Source organism: Bradyrhizobium sp. USDA 241 (assembly GCF_049739505.1).
Lineage (GTDB): Bacteria > Pseudomonadota > Alphaproteobacteria > Rhizobiales > Xanthobacteraceae > Bradyrhizobium > Bradyrhizobium liaoningense.
Genome location: NZ_JBMGPZ010000005.1, coordinates 4,230,615 through 4,245,737, shown reverse-complemented (window position 1 = coordinate 4,245,737; position 15,123 = coordinate 4,230,615). Strand labels below are relative to the sequence as shown.

At 63.5% G+C, this 15,123-nt stretch carries 16 protein-coding genes and 3 pseudogenes; 9 read left to right on the top strand and 10 right to left on the bottom strand.

Annotated features, from left to right (window positions below):
* Positions 1 to 4: 4 nt before the first annotated feature.
* From ABIF91_RS42485 to ABIF91_RS42475, 3 genes are read right to left on the bottom strand one after another with little or no spacing between them, the layout of a single operon-like run.
* Positions 5 to 208, bottom strand: coding sequence for a YgaP family membrane protein (locus ABIF91_RS42485; protein WP_028181089.1), 204 nt, complete (start codon positions 206 to 208; stop codon positions 5 to 7).
* Positions 209 to 233: 25 nt separating this feature from the next.
* Positions 234 to 677 (bottom strand): thioredoxin TrxC, encoded by a 444-nt coding sequence (gene trxC, locus ABIF91_RS42480; protein WP_028181090.1) that lies wholly within the window; start codon positions 675 to 677, stop codon positions 234 to 236.
* Positions 674 to 1,960, bottom strand: coding sequence for an NAD(P)/FAD-dependent oxidoreductase (locus ABIF91_RS42475; protein WP_028181091.1), 1,287 nt, complete (start codon positions 1,958 to 1,960; stop codon positions 674 to 676). Before ABIF91_RS42475 ends, trxC begins: the two co-directional genes overlap by 4 nt.
* A gap of 117 nt (positions 1,961 to 2,077) precedes the next feature.
* Between ABIF91_RS42475 and ABIF91_RS42470 the strand changes: the two genes are divergently transcribed.
* From ABIF91_RS42470 to ABIF91_RS42450, 5 genes and pseudogenes are all read left to right on the top strand, one after another.
* Complete coding sequence (locus ABIF91_RS42470) at positions 2,078 to 2,377, top strand: ArsR/SmtB family transcription factor (protein WP_371740165.1); 300 nt, start codon at positions 2,078 to 2,080, stop codon at positions 2,375 to 2,377.
* 128 nt (positions 2,378 to 2,505) lie between these two features.
* Positions 2,506 to 3,501 (top strand): efflux RND transporter periplasmic adaptor subunit, encoded by a 996-nt coding sequence (locus ABIF91_RS42465; RefSeq protein WP_051393971.1) that lies wholly within the window; start codon positions 2,506 to 2,508, stop codon positions 3,499 to 3,501.
* Positions 3,498 to 6,723: pseudogene (locus ABIF91_RS42460) on the top strand (efflux RND transporter permease subunit). The gene ABIF91_RS42465 and the pseudogene ABIF91_RS42460 overlap by 4 nt, the downstream one beginning before the upstream one ends.
* Before the next feature lie 42 nt (positions 6,724 to 6,765).
* Positions 6,766 to 7,830 (top strand): IS630-like element ISRj1 family transposase, encoded by a 1,065-nt coding sequence (locus ABIF91_RS42455; RefSeq protein WP_026192128.1) that lies wholly within the window; start codon positions 6,766 to 6,768, stop codon positions 7,828 to 7,830.
* Positions 7,831 to 7,853: 23 nt separating this feature from the next.
* Entirely contained in the window at positions 7,854 to 8,210 is a 357-nt protein-coding gene (locus ABIF91_RS42450) for a carboxymuconolactone decarboxylase family protein (protein ID WP_028181095.1), read from the top strand.
* Positions 8,211 to 8,283: 73 nt separating this feature from the next.
* Here ABIF91_RS42450 and ABIF91_RS42445 read toward each other — a convergent pair whose 3' ends face one another.
* Both ABIF91_RS42445 and ABIF91_RS42440 read right to left on the bottom strand, forming a co-directional pair.
* A complete protein-coding gene (locus ABIF91_RS42445; protein WP_035677239.1) occupies positions 8,284 to 8,616 on the bottom strand; it encodes a hypothetical protein in 333 nt (110 codons plus the stop codon).
* Between the two features lie 100 nt (positions 8,617 to 8,716).
* Positions 8,717 to 9,121, bottom strand: coding sequence for a hypothetical protein (locus ABIF91_RS42440; protein ID WP_035677236.1), 405 nt, complete (start codon positions 9,119 to 9,121; stop codon positions 8,717 to 8,719).
* Positions 9,122 to 9,273: 152 nt separating this feature from the next.
* Here ABIF91_RS42440 and ABIF91_RS42435 point away from each other — a divergent pair, with 152 nt between their 5' ends.
* Positions 9,274 to 9,498, top strand: a complete 225-nt coding sequence (locus ABIF91_RS42435; RefSeq protein WP_028181098.1) for a hypothetical protein — start codon at positions 9,274 to 9,276, stop codon at positions 9,496 to 9,498.
* Positions 9,499 to 9,624: 126 nt separating this feature from the next.
* On the opposite strand, the gene ABIF91_RS42430 is transcribed toward ABIF91_RS42435, so the two are convergent.
* The gene (locus tag ABIF91_RS42430) at positions 9,625 to 9,864 is read right to left on the bottom strand and encodes a PilZ domain-containing protein (protein WP_028181099.1); all 240 of its coding nucleotides are present in this window, start codon (positions 9,862 to 9,864) and stop codon (positions 9,625 to 9,627) included.
* A gap of 122 nt (positions 9,865 to 9,986) precedes the next feature.
* Positions 9,987 to 10,451, bottom strand: a complete 465-nt coding sequence (locus ABIF91_RS42425; RefSeq protein ID WP_028181100.1) for a PaaI family thioesterase — start codon at positions 10,449 to 10,451, stop codon at positions 9,987 to 9,989.
* Positions 10,452 to 10,832: 381 nt separating this feature from the next.
* Here ABIF91_RS42425 and ABIF91_RS42420 point away from each other — a divergent pair, with 381 nt between their 5' ends.
* Together ABIF91_RS42420 and ABIF91_RS42415 are read left to right on the top strand one after the other, a co-directional pair.
* A complete protein-coding gene (locus ABIF91_RS42420) occupies positions 10,833 to 11,129 on the top strand; it encodes a hypothetical protein (RefSeq protein WP_028181101.1) in 297 nt (98 codons plus the stop codon).
* A gap of 107 nt (positions 11,130 to 11,236) precedes the next feature.
* Positions 11,237 to 11,491 (top strand): hypothetical protein, encoded by a 255-nt coding sequence (locus ABIF91_RS42415; protein WP_028181102.1) that lies wholly within the window; start codon positions 11,237 to 11,239, stop codon positions 11,489 to 11,491.
* 26 nt (positions 11,492 to 11,517) lie between these two features.
* Here the strand turns inward: ABIF91_RS42415 and ABIF91_RS42410 are convergent.
* From ABIF91_RS42410 to ABIF91_RS42400, 3 genes and pseudogenes are all read right to left on the bottom strand, one after another.
* Positions 11,518 to 11,916, bottom strand: a pseudogene (locus tag ABIF91_RS42410) (transposase); the annotation flags it as partial.
* A 75-nt stretch (positions 11,917 to 11,991) separates the two neighbouring features.
* Positions 11,992 to 13,218 (bottom strand): IS256 family transposase, encoded by a 1,227-nt coding sequence (locus tag ABIF91_RS42405; RefSeq protein ID WP_424579785.1) that lies wholly within the window; start codon positions 13,216 to 13,218, stop codon positions 11,992 to 11,994.
* A 59-nt stretch (positions 13,219 to 13,277) separates the two neighbouring features.
* Positions 13,278 to 13,415: pseudogene (locus ABIF91_RS42400) on the bottom strand (IS630 family transposase); the annotation flags it as partial.
* A 158-nt stretch (positions 13,416 to 13,573) separates the two neighbouring features.
* Here ABIF91_RS42400 and istA point away from each other — a divergent pair.
* Entirely contained in the window at positions 13,574 to 15,115 is a 1,542-nt protein-coding gene (istA, locus tag ABIF91_RS42395) for an IS21-like element ISFK1 family transposase (protein WP_060907903.1), read from the top strand.
* The last annotated feature ends 8 nt before the right edge of the window (positions 15,116 to 15,123 follow it).

Below are 15,123 nucleotides of genomic sequence, written 5' to 3'. Positions count from 1 at the left end.
GCGTTCAGGAGAACGCGCAACCGCTGCTCAGGCCCAGCTTCCTGAACACGATCGCCGCCGGGCAGAAACCGGTGAACGAGGCCTGCAACATGTTCAGCCCGGCAAATGCCGTCAGCAGGTACCAATACGCATTCACATAGGTGCCCAGTGCGAGACCGAGCAGGACGACGAATCCCGCAAAGGCGAGGACGGCTTTATCGACATTCATGGCAGGCTCCTTTTTATCTGGCGACTTACGAACGGGTCAGGTTGGATTCAGTCCAGGCGACGATGCTCCGGGCATCCATCGCGCCGGAATGGCGGGCGATCTCGCGGCCGCCGCGCATCAACAGCAGGGTCGGGATGCCGCTGATGTTGAGGCGCGACGACAGTGCAGGTGCGTTGTCCGAGTTGAGCTTCAACAGCCGGACGTTCGGCTCCAGCTGCTGCGCGGCGCGCTCGAACATCGGTGCTATGGCGCGGCACGGGCCGCACCACGGTGCCCAGACGTCGATCAGCACGGGAATGTCGCTGCTCGCGACATGACGGCTGAAGGCCTCCTCGTCCACCTCGATCGGATGAGCGGTGAACATCGGCTGGTGACAGGCGCCGCAACGCGCACCTTGCGCCGCGCGTTCGGCAGGCAGGCGGTTGATGCGTCCGCAATGTCCGCAGACGATCTGGCGTGTCGTGCTCATGTGCCGGTTCGGACCTCCTTGATCTTGGCGATGTTCAGCCGGTCGAGCAGGAAACGCTCATAGAACGGCTCGCTCTCGCCGCGCCGCATCTTGCGCAGGAAGTATTTCTCGAAGGCCACCTTGGCGAGATGCACCCATTCGCCCTTGGAGGACCAATTGACGTTTCGCGGCGGGATCTGCGGCTGCGCAAGGAAGGCGACGCCGGAGTCGCCGAAATCGGCGAGACAGATCGCGTTCCAGGTCGGCTGCGCCGTGGGTGCCTTGCCGCGAAGCAGGGCGCCGATGTTCATCGCCGTCGCCGTCACCATGGATTCGATCATGAAGCCCGTCTTGGGGACGCCGACCGGCACCGGTGTCGCGCCGACCGGGGCGATCGCGACGCAGACACCGACCGCGAAAACGTTGGGAAAGGCAGGATTCTGCTGGTGCTTGTCGACGACGACGAAGCCACGTGGGTTGGTCAGCTTCTCGATGCCGCGCACCGCCTCGACGCCGCGGAAGGCGGGCAACATCATCGAATAGGCGAAGGGCAGTTCGTGGGCCTTGCGAGACGTGCCGTCGTCGGCGAACTCCTCCACCGACATCAGGCCGGGGGCGACGTTTTCGACGCGGGCGTTGGTGATCCACTTGATGTGCTTCTCCCGCATCTCGCTTTCCAGGAGACCCTTGGTGTCCCCGACGCCGTCGAGACCGAGATGACCGATATACGGCTCCGAGGTGACGAACGTCATCGGGACCCGGTCGCGCAGTTTTCGCCGGCGCAGCTCCGTCTCCAGGATGAAGAGGAATTCGTAGGCCGGCCCGAAACAGGACGCCCCCTGCACGGCACCGATCACGACCGGGCCGGGGTTCGCTGCGAGCTTCTCGAAGGCCTCACGGGCATGCGTGGCATGATCGACGTGGCAGATCGACTGGGTATGGCCTTTTGGACCGAGACCCGGAATCTCATCGAACGCCAGTTCGGGGCCGGTCGCGACGACCAGGTAGTCGTAGTCGATCGAGGTGCCGTCGCCGAGCTCGACATGGTTCTCGGTCGGGTGGACGCGCCTTGCGCCCTGCGTCAGCAGTCGCACGCCCTTGCGCTTCATGACGTCCGCCAGATCAATCTCGATCTCTTCGCGCTTGCGCCAGCCGACTGCGACCCAAGGATTGGATGGGACGAAATGATAGACGGCGCCTTGCGAGACGACGCTGAGGCGGTCCTCCTTTCTCAACTGCGGCAGCAATTCATAGGCCATCAGTGTTCCGCTCAGACCAGCTCCGATTACGACAACTTCCGCCATGGGTTTACCTCCGTTGGACCAAGCCGCTCCGCCGATTTAGCTCCGGCTGTCGTGCAGCGCTTGACGATATATTCGTAATTGCGTATATACGCAAGTATGAAGATGAACGTTGAAGTTATGGAGCGGGCGGCGGATCAGGCGAGCGAGCTGCTGAAGGCGCTCGCCAACCGGCATCGTCTGCTGATCATCTGCCAGTTGATCGATGGCGAGCGGTCGGTGGGCGAGCTCGCCGAATTCCTGAGCCTGCGGGACTCCACGGTGTCCCAGCATCTTGCGCTCCTTCGCAAGGATGGTCTGGTGTCTGCCCGGCGTGAAGCGCAGACGATCTTCTATTCGATCGCGAGCGAGCCGGCGCGCGAGGTGCTGAAGACGCTCTACCAGGCATTCTGCGCGCCGAAGTCCGCCAGAACCAGATGAAACCTAGGAGAGTTCGGAGGAGGGCGCCTTGACCAGGATCAACACGCCCCTTTCCGATGCAGATGAAATGAGCTGCGCAGCGGCGTGGTGATGCTTTGGTCATGATACGGAAGAGTCCCATGCGATGTATGGCGAGTTATTTTGGCCTGCTGGCTGCTTTCGCGGCGATAGGCTTGTCTGGAACACCGGCGACGGCGGCCGAAACGCTCGTGGTCGCGCGGCAATCGGTTGCCGATGAAAAGGCCGTCTTCGCCACGGTCGAAAGCACCAGCGTGGTGCCGGCGCGCGGACGCATCGGCGGCACGGTGGTTCAGCTCAAGGTCAGGGAAGGGGATCGCGTCGCCGCCGGCCAGGCGATCGCGACCATCGGCGACGAAAAGCTCGTGCTGCAGATGAGATCGCTCGACGCGCAGATCGAGGCGCTGCAGGCGCAGGCGAACCAGGCGCAGCTCGACTTCAGCCGGACCGAAGGGCTGGTCGAACGCGGTATCCTGCCCCGGATCAAGCTCGACGAGCAGCGCACCGCGCTGAACGTCGCCGAGAACGGCCTGCGTGCCAAGACTGCCGAACGTGCGGTGATCAACGAGCAGCTCATCCAGGGGCAGGTGCTCGCGCCGGCGGATGGTCGCGTGCTGAAGCGGTTGATCACGATAGGATCCGTCGTGCTCGCGGGCGATCCGATCGTCACCGTCGCCCAACAGAACTTCAAGCTGCGGCTTCGCGTGCCGGAGCGGCATGCGCGCTTGCTCAAGGCGGGCGACAGGATTCGGGTCGATGGCGCGGAGTTCGTCGGAGAAGCCGCCAAGTCGGGCGTCATCGACCTCGTCTATCCTCAGATAGAGGAGGGGCGCGTCATTGCGGATGCGACCGTCGAAGGCCTCGGCGAATATTTCGTCGGCGACCGCTTGCGGGTCTGGATCTCCGGCGGCGCGCGACCGGCCTTTGTCATCCCCTCGAGCTATGTGACGAGCCGGTTCGGCATCGACTACGTTCGGCTTCAGAAGGACAGCGGAACGATAGACGTGCCGGTGCAGCGTGGCCGCGAATTGCCGACGCTGGCGCACCCCGACGGGCTCGAGATCCTGTCCGGCATCTCAGCCGGCGACCAATTGGTGCAGCCGTGAATCTCGGGCTCTCAGGACGGTTGACCAAGTCGACCATCGCATCGCCGCTGACGCCGCTGTTCCTGCTAGCGTCGCTTGTCGTTGGGCTGATCGCCGTCGTGGTGATCCCGCGCGAGGAGGAGCCGCAGATCAGCGTTCCCATGGTGGATATCCGCGTCAATGCCGACGGCCTGCGCGGACCGGACGCGGTGGAGCTGGTGAGCAAGCCGCTGGAATCGATCGTCAAGGGCATCGACGGCGTCGAGCACGTCTATAGTCAGACCGAGGACGATCGCGTGATGGTCACCGCGCGTTTCCTGGTCGGCACCAAGTCCGAGGACGCCATCCTGCGGGTGCACGAGAAGATCCGCGCCAATCTCGACCGCATTCCCGTCGGGCATTCCCGAGCCGCTGATCGTCGGCCGGGGCATCAATGACGTCGCGGTCACGGTATTGACGCTGTCGCCGAAGCCGGAAGCTGCCAGCCGCTGGATCGACAAGGACCTCTACGAGCTCGCAGACAAGTTGCGAGCGGAACTGATGAAGGTCGACGATATCGGCCTGACCTACATATCCGGCGGCGCGGCGCAACAGATCCGGGTCGAGCCAGATCCGGAGAAGCTGTCGCTGTTCGGCATCACGCTGCAGCAGCTCGTGGCCAAGGTCAAGGACGCCAACCGCTCGTTCCTGGCGGGCCAGGTCCGCGATGCCGGCATCGTGCGGAGCGTCGCGGCGGGGCAGACGCTGTCCGGCATTCCCGATATCGGACTATTGCTCATCACGAGCCGCGACGGCCGGCCGGTCTACGTCAAGGACGTCGCCTCCGTCATCGTCGGCCCGAGCACCGTCGAGCATCGGGTCTGGACCGAATCACGTGACAGCGCCGGACAGTGGACGCGCACGCCCGCCGTCAGCCTGGCGCTGGCCAAGCGCGCCGGCGCCAATGCGGTCGTCGTGTCCGAGAGCATCGCCGAACGCCTCGAAGGACTGAAGTCGCGCCTTCTTCCCGAAGATATCCAGGTGACGGTGACGCGCGACTACGGCGAGACGGCAAACGAGAAGGCCAACGAGTTGCTGTTCCATCTCGGGCTCGCAACGATCTCGATCGTCGTGCTGATCGCGATCGCGATCGGCTGGCGCGAGGCGCTGGTGACCTTCGTCGTGATTCCCACGACGATCCTGCTCACGATGTTCGCCGCAAACTTGATGGGCTACACCATCAACCGCGTCAGCCTGTTCGCGCTGATCTTCTCGATCGGCATTCTCGTCGACGACGCCATCGTCGTGGTCGAGAACATCGCGCGGCACTGGGCCATGCGCGACGGCCGGCCGCGCCTGCAGGCGACCATCGAGGCGGTGGCGGAGGTCGGCAACCCCACCATCGTGGCGACGTTGACTGTGGTCGCGGCGCTGTTGCCGATGCTGTTCGTGTCGGGCCTGATGGGGCCCTATATGGCGCCGATCCCGGCCAATGCGTCGGCTGCCATGCTGTTTTCGTTCTTCGTGGCGATGGTGGTGGCGCCCTGGCTGATGCTCAAGCTCGCGCCGAAGGGCGACATTGCCCCCGCGCATGCGGCCCACGACGAAGGCCGGCTCGGCCGGCTCTACCGGCGCTTCGCGACGCCGATCGTGCGGAGCAAGCGGTCGGCCTGGATATTCCTGCTCGGCGTCGGCGTCGCGACGCTGCTGTCGATGACGCTGTTTGCGACCAAGTCGGTGACCGTCAAGCTTCTGCCGTTCGACAACAAGTCCGAGATCGCCGTTCTCGTCGACCTGCCGGAAGGGGCGAGCCTGGAGGCGACCGAGCGCACGCTGTTCGGCGCGGCCGAGATTGCGCGGCAATTGCCGGAGGTCACCTCGCTGCAATCCTATGCCGGCACGCCGGCTCCCTTCAACTTCAACGGCCTGGTACGGCACTATTACTTGCGGGAGAGGCCCGAGTTCGGCGAAGTGCAGATCAACCTGGCTGCGCGCGGCGAGCGCAAGCGCGCGAGCCATGAGATCGCGCTCGAGCTGCGCGAGAAGCTGAAAGCGCTCGGTCCGCCCGCGGGCACCAGCATCAAGGTGGTCGAAGTGCCGCCCGGCCCGCCGGTGCTATCGACGCTGCTCGCCGAGGTCTACGGTCCCGATGCGACCACGCGCCGGGCGGTCACGGCCGAGCTCAAGAAGATCTTCGCGGACGTGCCGTTCATCGTCGACATCGACGATTCCATCGGCGAGAAACGCCCGAGGCTGCGGCTTTCGATCGACCAGGACCGGCTCGAATTCTTCGGCGTCGAGCAGCGCGACGTCTACGACACCATTCAGGCGCTGTTCGGCGGCACCTCGATCGGCTATTCGCATCGCGGCGAGGACCGCAACCCGATCGAGATCGCGGTGCATCTCGGAAAGCGCGACCTGGTCTGGGACGAGGCTTTGGCCTCCACGCCGGTGCCGGCCAATACAGTGCCCGGCAGCAAGACGGTGGTCGAGCTCGGCCAGGTCGTGAAGGCGACCATGGAGGAGGGCTCGCCGACGATCTTCCGCCGTGATGGCCGCTTTGCCGACATGGTGATGGCCGAGCTTGCCGGGCGCTTCGAGGCGCCGCTCTACGGCATGCTCGCGGTCGCCGATCGCGTCGATGCCCATGACTGGGGCAAGCTGCCGAAGCCTGCGATCAGCCTGCACGGCCAGCCGTCGGACGAGTCGCATCCGACGCTGTTGTGGGACGGCGAATGGGAAATCACCTGGGTGACCTTCCGCGACATGGGGGCGGCCTTCGGCGCAGCCATCCTCGGCATCTACGTGCTGGTCGTTGCCCAGTTCAGGAGCTTCCGTCTGCCGCTCGTGATCCTGACGCCGATCCCGCTGACGCTGATCGGCATCCTGATCGGCCACTGGCTGCTGGGTGCGCCGTTCACCGCGACCTCGATGATCGGCTTCATCGCGCTGGCCGGCATCATCGTGCGCAATTCGATCCTGCTGGTCGACTTCATCCGGCACAGCGGCGCCGAGGGCAAGTCGCTGCGCGACGTTGTGCTGGAAGCCGGCGCCGTCCGCTTCAAGCCGATCCTGCTCACCGCGCTTGCCGCCATGATCGGGGCCGCAACCATCCTGCTCGATCCGATTTTCCAGGGATTGGCGATCTCGCTCCTGTTCGGGCTTGCCTCGTCAACGCTGCTCACCGTGCTGGTGATTCCCGCGATCTACATCGCCTTGCGCGCGCCGCGCGAGGCGGCTCCGACCACAGCCAGATCCAGCTAGTACCCACTTTTCTTGGAACGTGAGTCGTGATTCAAGGTCGGGATGATACCCGAAGCAAGAGAAGTCCACCTTTCGAGGAAAGATCGCAAGGTGCTTGAGGCGTGCTGTCGCTCACCGGTGACGTTGCAGCGCGATTTGAAGCGGGCGCGGATAGTTCTGTTGGCGGCGGATGGGCGCAGCACCCGGTCGATCGCCAAGGAAGTTGGGGTCCAGCCGCGGATTGTCAGCCTTTGGCGGCATCGCTATGCCGACCATGGCCTTGAAGGGCTGCAAGACAAGCCGCGGCCTGGCAAGCAGCCGATCTATACGAAGACGACCGACAAGCGGATTCTGAAGCTGCTGGATAAGCCGCCACCGCAAGGGTTTGCGCGCTGGACCGGCCCCCTGCTGGCCGAGGCGCTGGGCGATGTCGATGTCCAATATGTCTGGCGGTTCCTGCGCAGCCACAAGATTGACCTGGTGGCTCGCAAGTCCTGGTGCGAGAGCAACGACCCGAACTTTACGGCCAAAGCCGCCGATGTTGTCGGCCTCTATGTCGCGCCGCCGGCGAAGGCCATTGTGCTGTGCGTGGACGAGAAGCCCTCGATCCAGGCTTTGGAGCGAGCGCAGGGTTATCTGAAGTTGCCCAATGGCCGCGCCTTGACCGGCCAAAGCCACGATTACAAGCGGCATGGCACCACAACATTGTTTGCGGCGCTCGAAGTCGCCACCGGAAAGATCATCGCGACCCATTCAAAACGCCGGCGCCGCGTCGAGTTTCTCGATTTCATGAACAGCGTCACCGCGGCTTTTCCGAACCGCAAGCTTCACGTCATCCTCGACAACCTCAACACCCATAAAAAGAACGAGGACTGGCTCAAGGCCCACCCCAACGTGCAATTTCATTTCACGCCGACAAGTGCGTCATGGCTCAATCAGGTCGAAGTATGGTTTTCCATCTTGCAGGGGCAGTCGCTCAGCGGCACCTCCTTCACGAGCCTCAAGCAGCTTCAGGAACACATCGATGCCTACGTCAACGCATACAACGACAGAGCCGAGCCCTTCGTCTGGACCAAGAAAAAGGTCCGTCAACGCCGTTTCAAAGGCCGCCGTATCACTCAGCTCTGATTCCGGGTACTAGCGAGGAACCGATGGACAAGAACTACGTCGACATCACGAGGGACATCTCGGCCAACCTGAAGAAGCTGCGGAGCGACATTTCCGACACCATGAAGGGATTTGCCTTGCTCGCTCAGGCCGCCACGCGCGACGGCGCGCTGGACAAGAAGACCAAGGAATTGATCGCGCTGGCGCTCGGCGTCGCCGCGCATTGCGACGGCTGCATCGGCTTTCACACCGAGGCGCTGGTCAAGCTCGGTGCGACGCGCCAGGAGATCGAGGAGACGCTCGGCATGGCCGTCTACATGGGAGGCGGGCCGTCGCTGATGTACGCCGCGGATGCGATCGCGGCCTACGAGCAGTTCCAGCAGCAATCGGCCGCCGTATAGCCGGTCGCCCGACACGATTTTGCGAACGGGACCGGGCGATTCGTCTCGTCCGGTCCCGCCCATTGTTGACCGATTACCAGCGGTCGCCGACACCGACCCCGACGCTCACGCCGGGCGCGCGAATGCCGACTCCGGCGCGCGGGCCGTCATCCCAATCGCGATGATAGGTCCGGCGCTCGTAATAGCGGTCGCGCGGCATCGAGTTATAAGAATCGCGTACGATCACGCGTGAACCGCCGCGCGTGCGATAACAGCGACCGGCGTCGTCGCAGACGAGCCGCACCTGCTGGACGAGATCCGGATTGGCGTATTCGCTGGTCGTGTAGATATCGGAAGCCTTCGCACTCGACGCGGCTGCCAAAACACCGACGCCCGCCAACAGCGCCATCGTAAACGTCCTCATCATGTCCTCCTCCGAAACTGCCCTCGGCGGTAACAAGAAGGGGAGGCGGTGATCGTTCCCGCCGCGATGCTGGTTTTTCCCGGAACCGCACCTCAAGGGGTTCCTAGATCGGCTCGTAAGTCTCGGTCCGGCAGATGTCGTCCTCTTCCGCGCGTCGGCGGTCCACGACCTTGCCGCCTGATATCGTCACGACGTAGGTCTGGGCACCGAGCGGCGTGCCGGTCGCGGAGGTGAGCTGCGCGCGGACGCACGCCGTCCAGCCCGGTCCTCGCGCCTCGCGACGGGGCGGGGTGACGTGCACCTCGCGCGGATAGGACGTTGCGAGAAAGACAACGTCGATCTGCTCGCGCACCAAGCGCTTGACGTCGGGAGGCGCTTCGGGCGGCGGCTGCTCCGCCTCCTTCATGCGCATGAATTCCGGCACCGGTGCACGGCTGTCGGCAAAGCCGCAAGCACCGAGACCAAGCGCGCCACCGAGCAGCGCTGCATGAGAAATAATCCGCAACATCCGTGAAGGTCCCCTGCGGACCGACAAATAGGCACGAATGCGATCCGACGAAGTCCGCGCCAATCAAAACTTGCTGAAGGGGCGGAGCCGTGGGCGTTTGCTATTCCGCGATTGCCGGCTAGTTTGTACCCCACATGAAGGGGATTGCACCGATGAGGATTTTGGTCATAGCGGCAGCGGTCTTGGCACTGACGGCTGCCTCGGCGCAGGCGCAGGGCCGGCGCCAGCCTAACGATGGAGCCAAGCCGGCGGACAACACGCCCAAGGTCGACGAGAAGGCCTACAAGGCCGCGCTCGAGCGCATTCCCGAGCCCAAGGACAAGTACGACCCGTGGGGCGGCGCCCGCCCGAGCGAACCTGCCAAGAAGCCGAAATGAAGTGAGGCTGATCTTGCGGACCTGCCGGTTTGATTTCGGCCGGGCTCGCACTCCGTCGTCGTATCGGGCGAACATGGATCGGCATCGCGCGTACGAAGCGAACGGTCTTTCACACCGTGTGCACGACTACACGAAGGCGAGGCCGACGCGCTTGTCGCTGCGCCAGACCGTGCGACAATGCCGTGCGAAACGGTCGCGCGCGATCGAGAGCTTGAACGATTGCGGCAGCATGACGGGGGCGTCCAGATCGATCGCCGCGCCGCCAGCCGACATGTTTCGCACCGTGCAAGCGATGCCGCCGTTTTCGAAGGTGATCGTTCCACCTTTGAAAACACGGTGACGTTGCGATGCGCGCTTCTCGATCATCCGCGTCAGGTCCTGCTGATGATTGTGAATTAGTGCATAGAAATTACATTGAACTAAACTCAATACTGGCGCTACTTGCGTAGCGCTTCAGACTTTGTTTACGACGTCGAAGCGGAGCGCGTTCACCCCGGCAGCATCGCGAACGCGCTCGACACCATCGCGACCGGCTTGCTGTCGGCGGCGGAGAGCAGCGTGACGCGGCCAAAGCTCATGGTGCGCCCGAGCCGCACCACCCGCGCATCCGCCAGCACGTCCATTGAGGAGACCGCGCGCATGAAATGCGTGGTCTGGTCGACCGTGGTCATGGGGCGGTAGCCGCGGTTGGCAGCGAGGATCGCGATCACCATGGCGGTGTCGGCAAGCGCCATCAGGGCCTGGCCGCAGACCACGCCGCCGTTCCGGCACAGCCGCTCCGAAAACGGCATGCGCAGGAGCGCGCCCGGCTGCCAGTCCGGGACGTCTGCCGGCTGCGCGTGCTCGATGCGCTCGACCGCGAGGTTGAGATCCTGAACCCAGGGCGCAAAGACCTCGCCGAGGATGCGGCGGGCGTCGGCGAGGCCGAACTCGGCTTCTGGCTGCATTTGCATTGCTGTCGCGCTCTCCTGTGTTGCCGGATGTTTCGCCTCATTGTGCGCGCATCGACGCGGCAAAGTCACCCGGTCTCGCGCCGGTCCCGTCGGCTTGAAATTGCCTGACTTGGCCCGGTATGATGCCCCGCTTGGGTACGGGTGGATGATGTTGCGTCGGTGTGTCCTCGTCTTTGGCATGGTCGCGCTCGGTCTCGCGCTGAGCGGGTGCACCAAATGCGGCCCGATCTGGGACGACTGGCTGCATGCCCCCAAATCGTGCAGATCGGATCGGCTCTAGCGGGCCCACGCGGCCTTGAGCGGCCTCAGGTTGCGATCGGGCTGAGACAAGGATGACACGGCGCGGGCGATCCGCGCGCCTGGATGATCAAGGAGTAGATGATGAAGCTTTTCCGTTTGGCCGCGGTGCTGGCCGTGCTGGCGGGACCTGCCTACGCGCAAATGCCCAATCTCAATTTGCTGCAGGATGCCCCGAGCAAGACCCCCGAGGAGAAGGCCGCCGAAGCCGAGCGCGATAAGGCCTACAAGGAGACGCTGAAGAAGATTCCGGATTCGAAGGCGTCCAACGATCCCTGGGGCGGCATGCGCGCCGACCCGCCGAAGCAGCCGGCAGGACCGAAGGCATCGGCCGTAACCGGTGCGCCGAAGAAGACCAAGAGCGGCACCGCCGCCAACTGACCGCACCCCCGTTCGGGGGCGACACGACGCCTTCGGACAGGACTCCTCTTGATCCGGCCCGCGCCCTACATTTGGCTGAGAGCGGAGCGCGCAGAGGAGGGCAGGACATGGCCGATCGTCCGCGGGATCTCGCCGAGCGGATGGCGCGTCGGCGCAAGATGGCCGGCAAGCCGGGCCAGGCGGCCGGCGACGGCTATCTGCGCGAGACCTTCACGCTGCCGCGCGCGGCGGCGCGGGAAAGGGCGCAGGCCTTCTTCGCCCGCTACCCCAAGGCCGGCTACATGAGCGCGGTCGAGACCTGGCGCGAACTGCCCGGCGGCGACATCGAGTTCACCATGCGGCGGCTGCCCAGCGCGGACTGATCCGAAAAAACTGCTAGTACCCGGAATCAGAGCTGAGTGATACGGCGGCCTTTGAAACGGCGTTGACGGACCTTTTTCTTGGTCCAGACGAAGGGCTCGGCTCTGTCGTTGTATGCGTTGACGTAGGCATCGATGTGTTCCTGAAGCTGCTTGAGGCTCGTGAAGGAGGTGCCGCTGAGCGACTGCCCCTGCAAGATGGAAAACCATACTTCGACCTGATTGAGCCATGACGCACTTGTCGGCGTGAAATGAAATTGCACGTTGGGGTGGGCCTTGAGCCAGTCCTCGTTCTTTTTATGGGTGTTGAGGTTGTCGAGGATGACGTGAAGCTTGCGGTTCGGAAAAGCCGCGGTGACGCTGTTCATGAAATCGAGAAACTCGACGCGGCGCCGGCGTTTTGAATGGGTCGCGATGATCTTTCCGGTGGGGGAGTGTCAGAAGTTTTGTGTAAGAGCGTCTCTGTGAGGGGTTTGCGGGGTCAGCGGACTGACCCCATGGGGTCAGTCCGCTGAGCCTGCAAAGCGCTCGCCGAACTGGATGGCAAACTGGCCCATTGCGGCCGTCCATGCAACCGGTCGTCGCCAATGGATGCCGGCATTTCTGATGGCGAGGTAAAGCAGCTTCATCGCCGCCTCGTCGTTGGGGAAGCTGCCGCGTGTTTTGATGATCTTGCGCAGCGAACGGTTCAGCGCCTCGACCGTGTTGGTGGTATAGATCATTTTGCGTATCTCCGGCGCGAAGGCGAAGAACGGAATGACGTGCTCCCACGCCCGGCGCCAGGCCGCCCCGATCGCGGGATAGCGCTTGCCCCACTCGGCTTCGAAGTCCTCGAGCCTGAGCAGAGCGGCGTCGGCATTCTCGGCATGATAGATCGCCTTGATCGAGGGAAGGATCGCCTTGCGATCCTTCCAGGACACGAAGGATAGGCTGTTGCGGATCAAATGCACGATGCAGGTCTGGACCATCGCCTTGGGAAAGACGCTGTTGATCGCCTCGGGAAAGCCCTTCAGACCGTCGACGACGGCGATCAGGATGTCGGCGACGCCGCGGTTCCTCAGATCGTTCATGACCTTGAGCCAGAATTTGGCGCCTTCGGTTTGCTCGATCCAAAGCCCGAGCACGTCTTTCTCGCCCGATGCAGTGATGCCCAGCACGACGTAGACTGCCTTGTTCTTGACCATCCCCTCATCGCGAATCTTGACCCTGAGCGCGTCGAAGAAGACCACCGGATAGATCGCTTCCAGCGGCCGGCTCTGCCATTCGCGGACCTCGTCGAGAATCGCGTCGGTGACCTTGCTGATCAGATCGGGGGACACCTCGGTGCCGTAGAGCTCGGCCAGATGGCCCTGGATCTCCCGTACCGTCATGCCCCGCCCGTAGAGACTGATGATCTTCTCGTCGAAGCCGTCGAAGCGGGTCTGGCCCTTCGCGACGATCACCGGTTCGAACGTGCCGGCGCGGTCGCGCGGCACCTCGATCTCGATCTCGCCGTCGTCCCTCAACAGCGCTTTGCTGCTTGTGCCGTTGCGGCTGTTGCCCGACCCGCGGCCCGCCGGGTCGCCCTTCTCATAGCCAAGGTGGTGGGTCAGCTCCGCACCCAGTGCGCGCTCCAGAAGCGCCTTCTTCAGTCGTCTGAAAAGCCCGTCTTCGCCGGCTAAGTCTTCTGGCTTGAGGCTGCCCCCGGCAAGAAGCTGGTCCAAAATCTCAGGTGAAAAATCCGTAGCCATGTGAGTCTCCTGTCAAAGGTAAACTCACAGAAACCATCTTACACCGAGTTACTGACACCCTCTCCGGTGGCGACTTCGAGCGCCGCAAACAATGTTGTGGTGCCATGCCGCTTGTAATCGTGGCTTTGGCCGGTCAAGGCGCGGCCATTGGGCAACTTCAGATAACCCTGCGCTCGCTCCAATGCGCGTTTCGCGGGATCGTGAGCGCGGATTTCAGGGGATCGTGAGCAGAGATTTCAGACGATCGTGAGCAACGATTTCGCGGGATCGTGAGCAAGGCTTTCGGAGCCTTGCAGCGCTTCGGCCGACAACTCAACCGGCTTAGGGATGACCTCGTGGTTAACGAGGAAGTCCAATGCCTACCCAGAGATTGTCGATGCGCCGGATCAAGGAAGTCCTTCGGTTAAAACATTTTCAAGGCCTGCCAGAGCGGGCCATCGCGCGGAGCGTGGGCGTCAGCAACGGCGTTGTGCACAGCTACCTGAGCCGCGCCCGCTCTGCTGGGTTGAGCTGGCCGCTTCCGGAGGGAATGACCGATGAAGACCTGGAGCTTTTGCTTTTCCCGGCCCCACGACCAGCGTCTCAGAGCCCGCAGCGGCCGGTGCCCGACTGGAGCTACATCGATAAAGAGCTCCGCCGGCGCAACGTAACCCGTCGCCTGCTCTGGGAGGAGTATCGCGCCGTTAATCCCGACGGTTTCGGGTACACGTGGTTCTGCACTACCTACGAGGCCTGGAAGGGGCGGGTCCGACCTTCGATGCGGCAGATTCATCTGGGCGGCGAGAAGGTGTTCGTGGATTTCGCCGGCGACACCATCGACATCGTCGATCCCCTGACCGGGGAAGTGCAGCCGATGAAGCTGTTCGTCGCGGCGATGGGCGCTTCGAACTACACCTACGCCGAGGCCTGCCCCAGCGAGAGCTTGGCCGACTGGATCCGGGCCCACGTCAACTTGTTCACGTTTTTGAGCGGAACGCCGACGTTCGTGGTCTGCGACAACCTCAAAGCCGCCGTCAGCAACCCCGACCGCTACGATCCCGGCCTCAATCGCACTTATGCCGAGATGGCGAGCCATTACGGCACGGCCATTCTCGCCGCACGGCCGCGGCGCCCAAAAGACAAGGCGAAGGTCGAGGTCGCGGTGCAAATCGCCCAGCGCTGGATTCTGGCCCGGCTGCGCAATCAGCGCTTCTTTTCCCGGGCCGAGCTCAACGCCGCCATCAAGACACTCGTCGACGAACTCAATGCTCGTCAAATGCGTGGCTTCGGCTCAAGCCGCGCCGAACTGTTTGCCGAACTCGACAAACCCAAGCTAACCCCGCTGCCAGATCAGCCTTATGCCTTCGCACGCTGGAAGCGCTGCCGCCTCGCTCCCGATTATCATGTCGAGGTCGACGGCCATTGGTACTCCGCGCCGTATCGTCTGATTGGCGAGCTGGTCGATGCCCGTATCGACGATCGGACGGTCGAGATCTTCCACAAGGGCCAGCGGATCGCCAGCCATGCCCGCGCGCCCAACCGACGCGGACACACCACCATCGCCGACCACATGCCCAGCGCCCATCGCCGCTACGGCAAATGGACCCCCGCCGCGGTGATCGCCGCCGGCGAGCGGATCGGTCCTTCGACAGCAGCGTTTTTCCAGGCCGTGATCGACGCCCGCCCCCATCCAGAACAAGGCTTTCGAACCTGCCTTGGCATTCTGGCGCTCGTCAAAAGCTACGGCGCCGAACGCCTCGACGCAGCCTGCCGGAGGGGCATCCTCATCAAGGCGCGCTCCGTCGCCTCGATTAGATCGATCCTCCAGAACGGCCTCGATCGCACGTTCTTCGACGAATCTTTCGAGCACCAGCCCCTGCGCCACGGCAACATCCGCGGACGCGACTACTTCCACTGAAGCAAGGA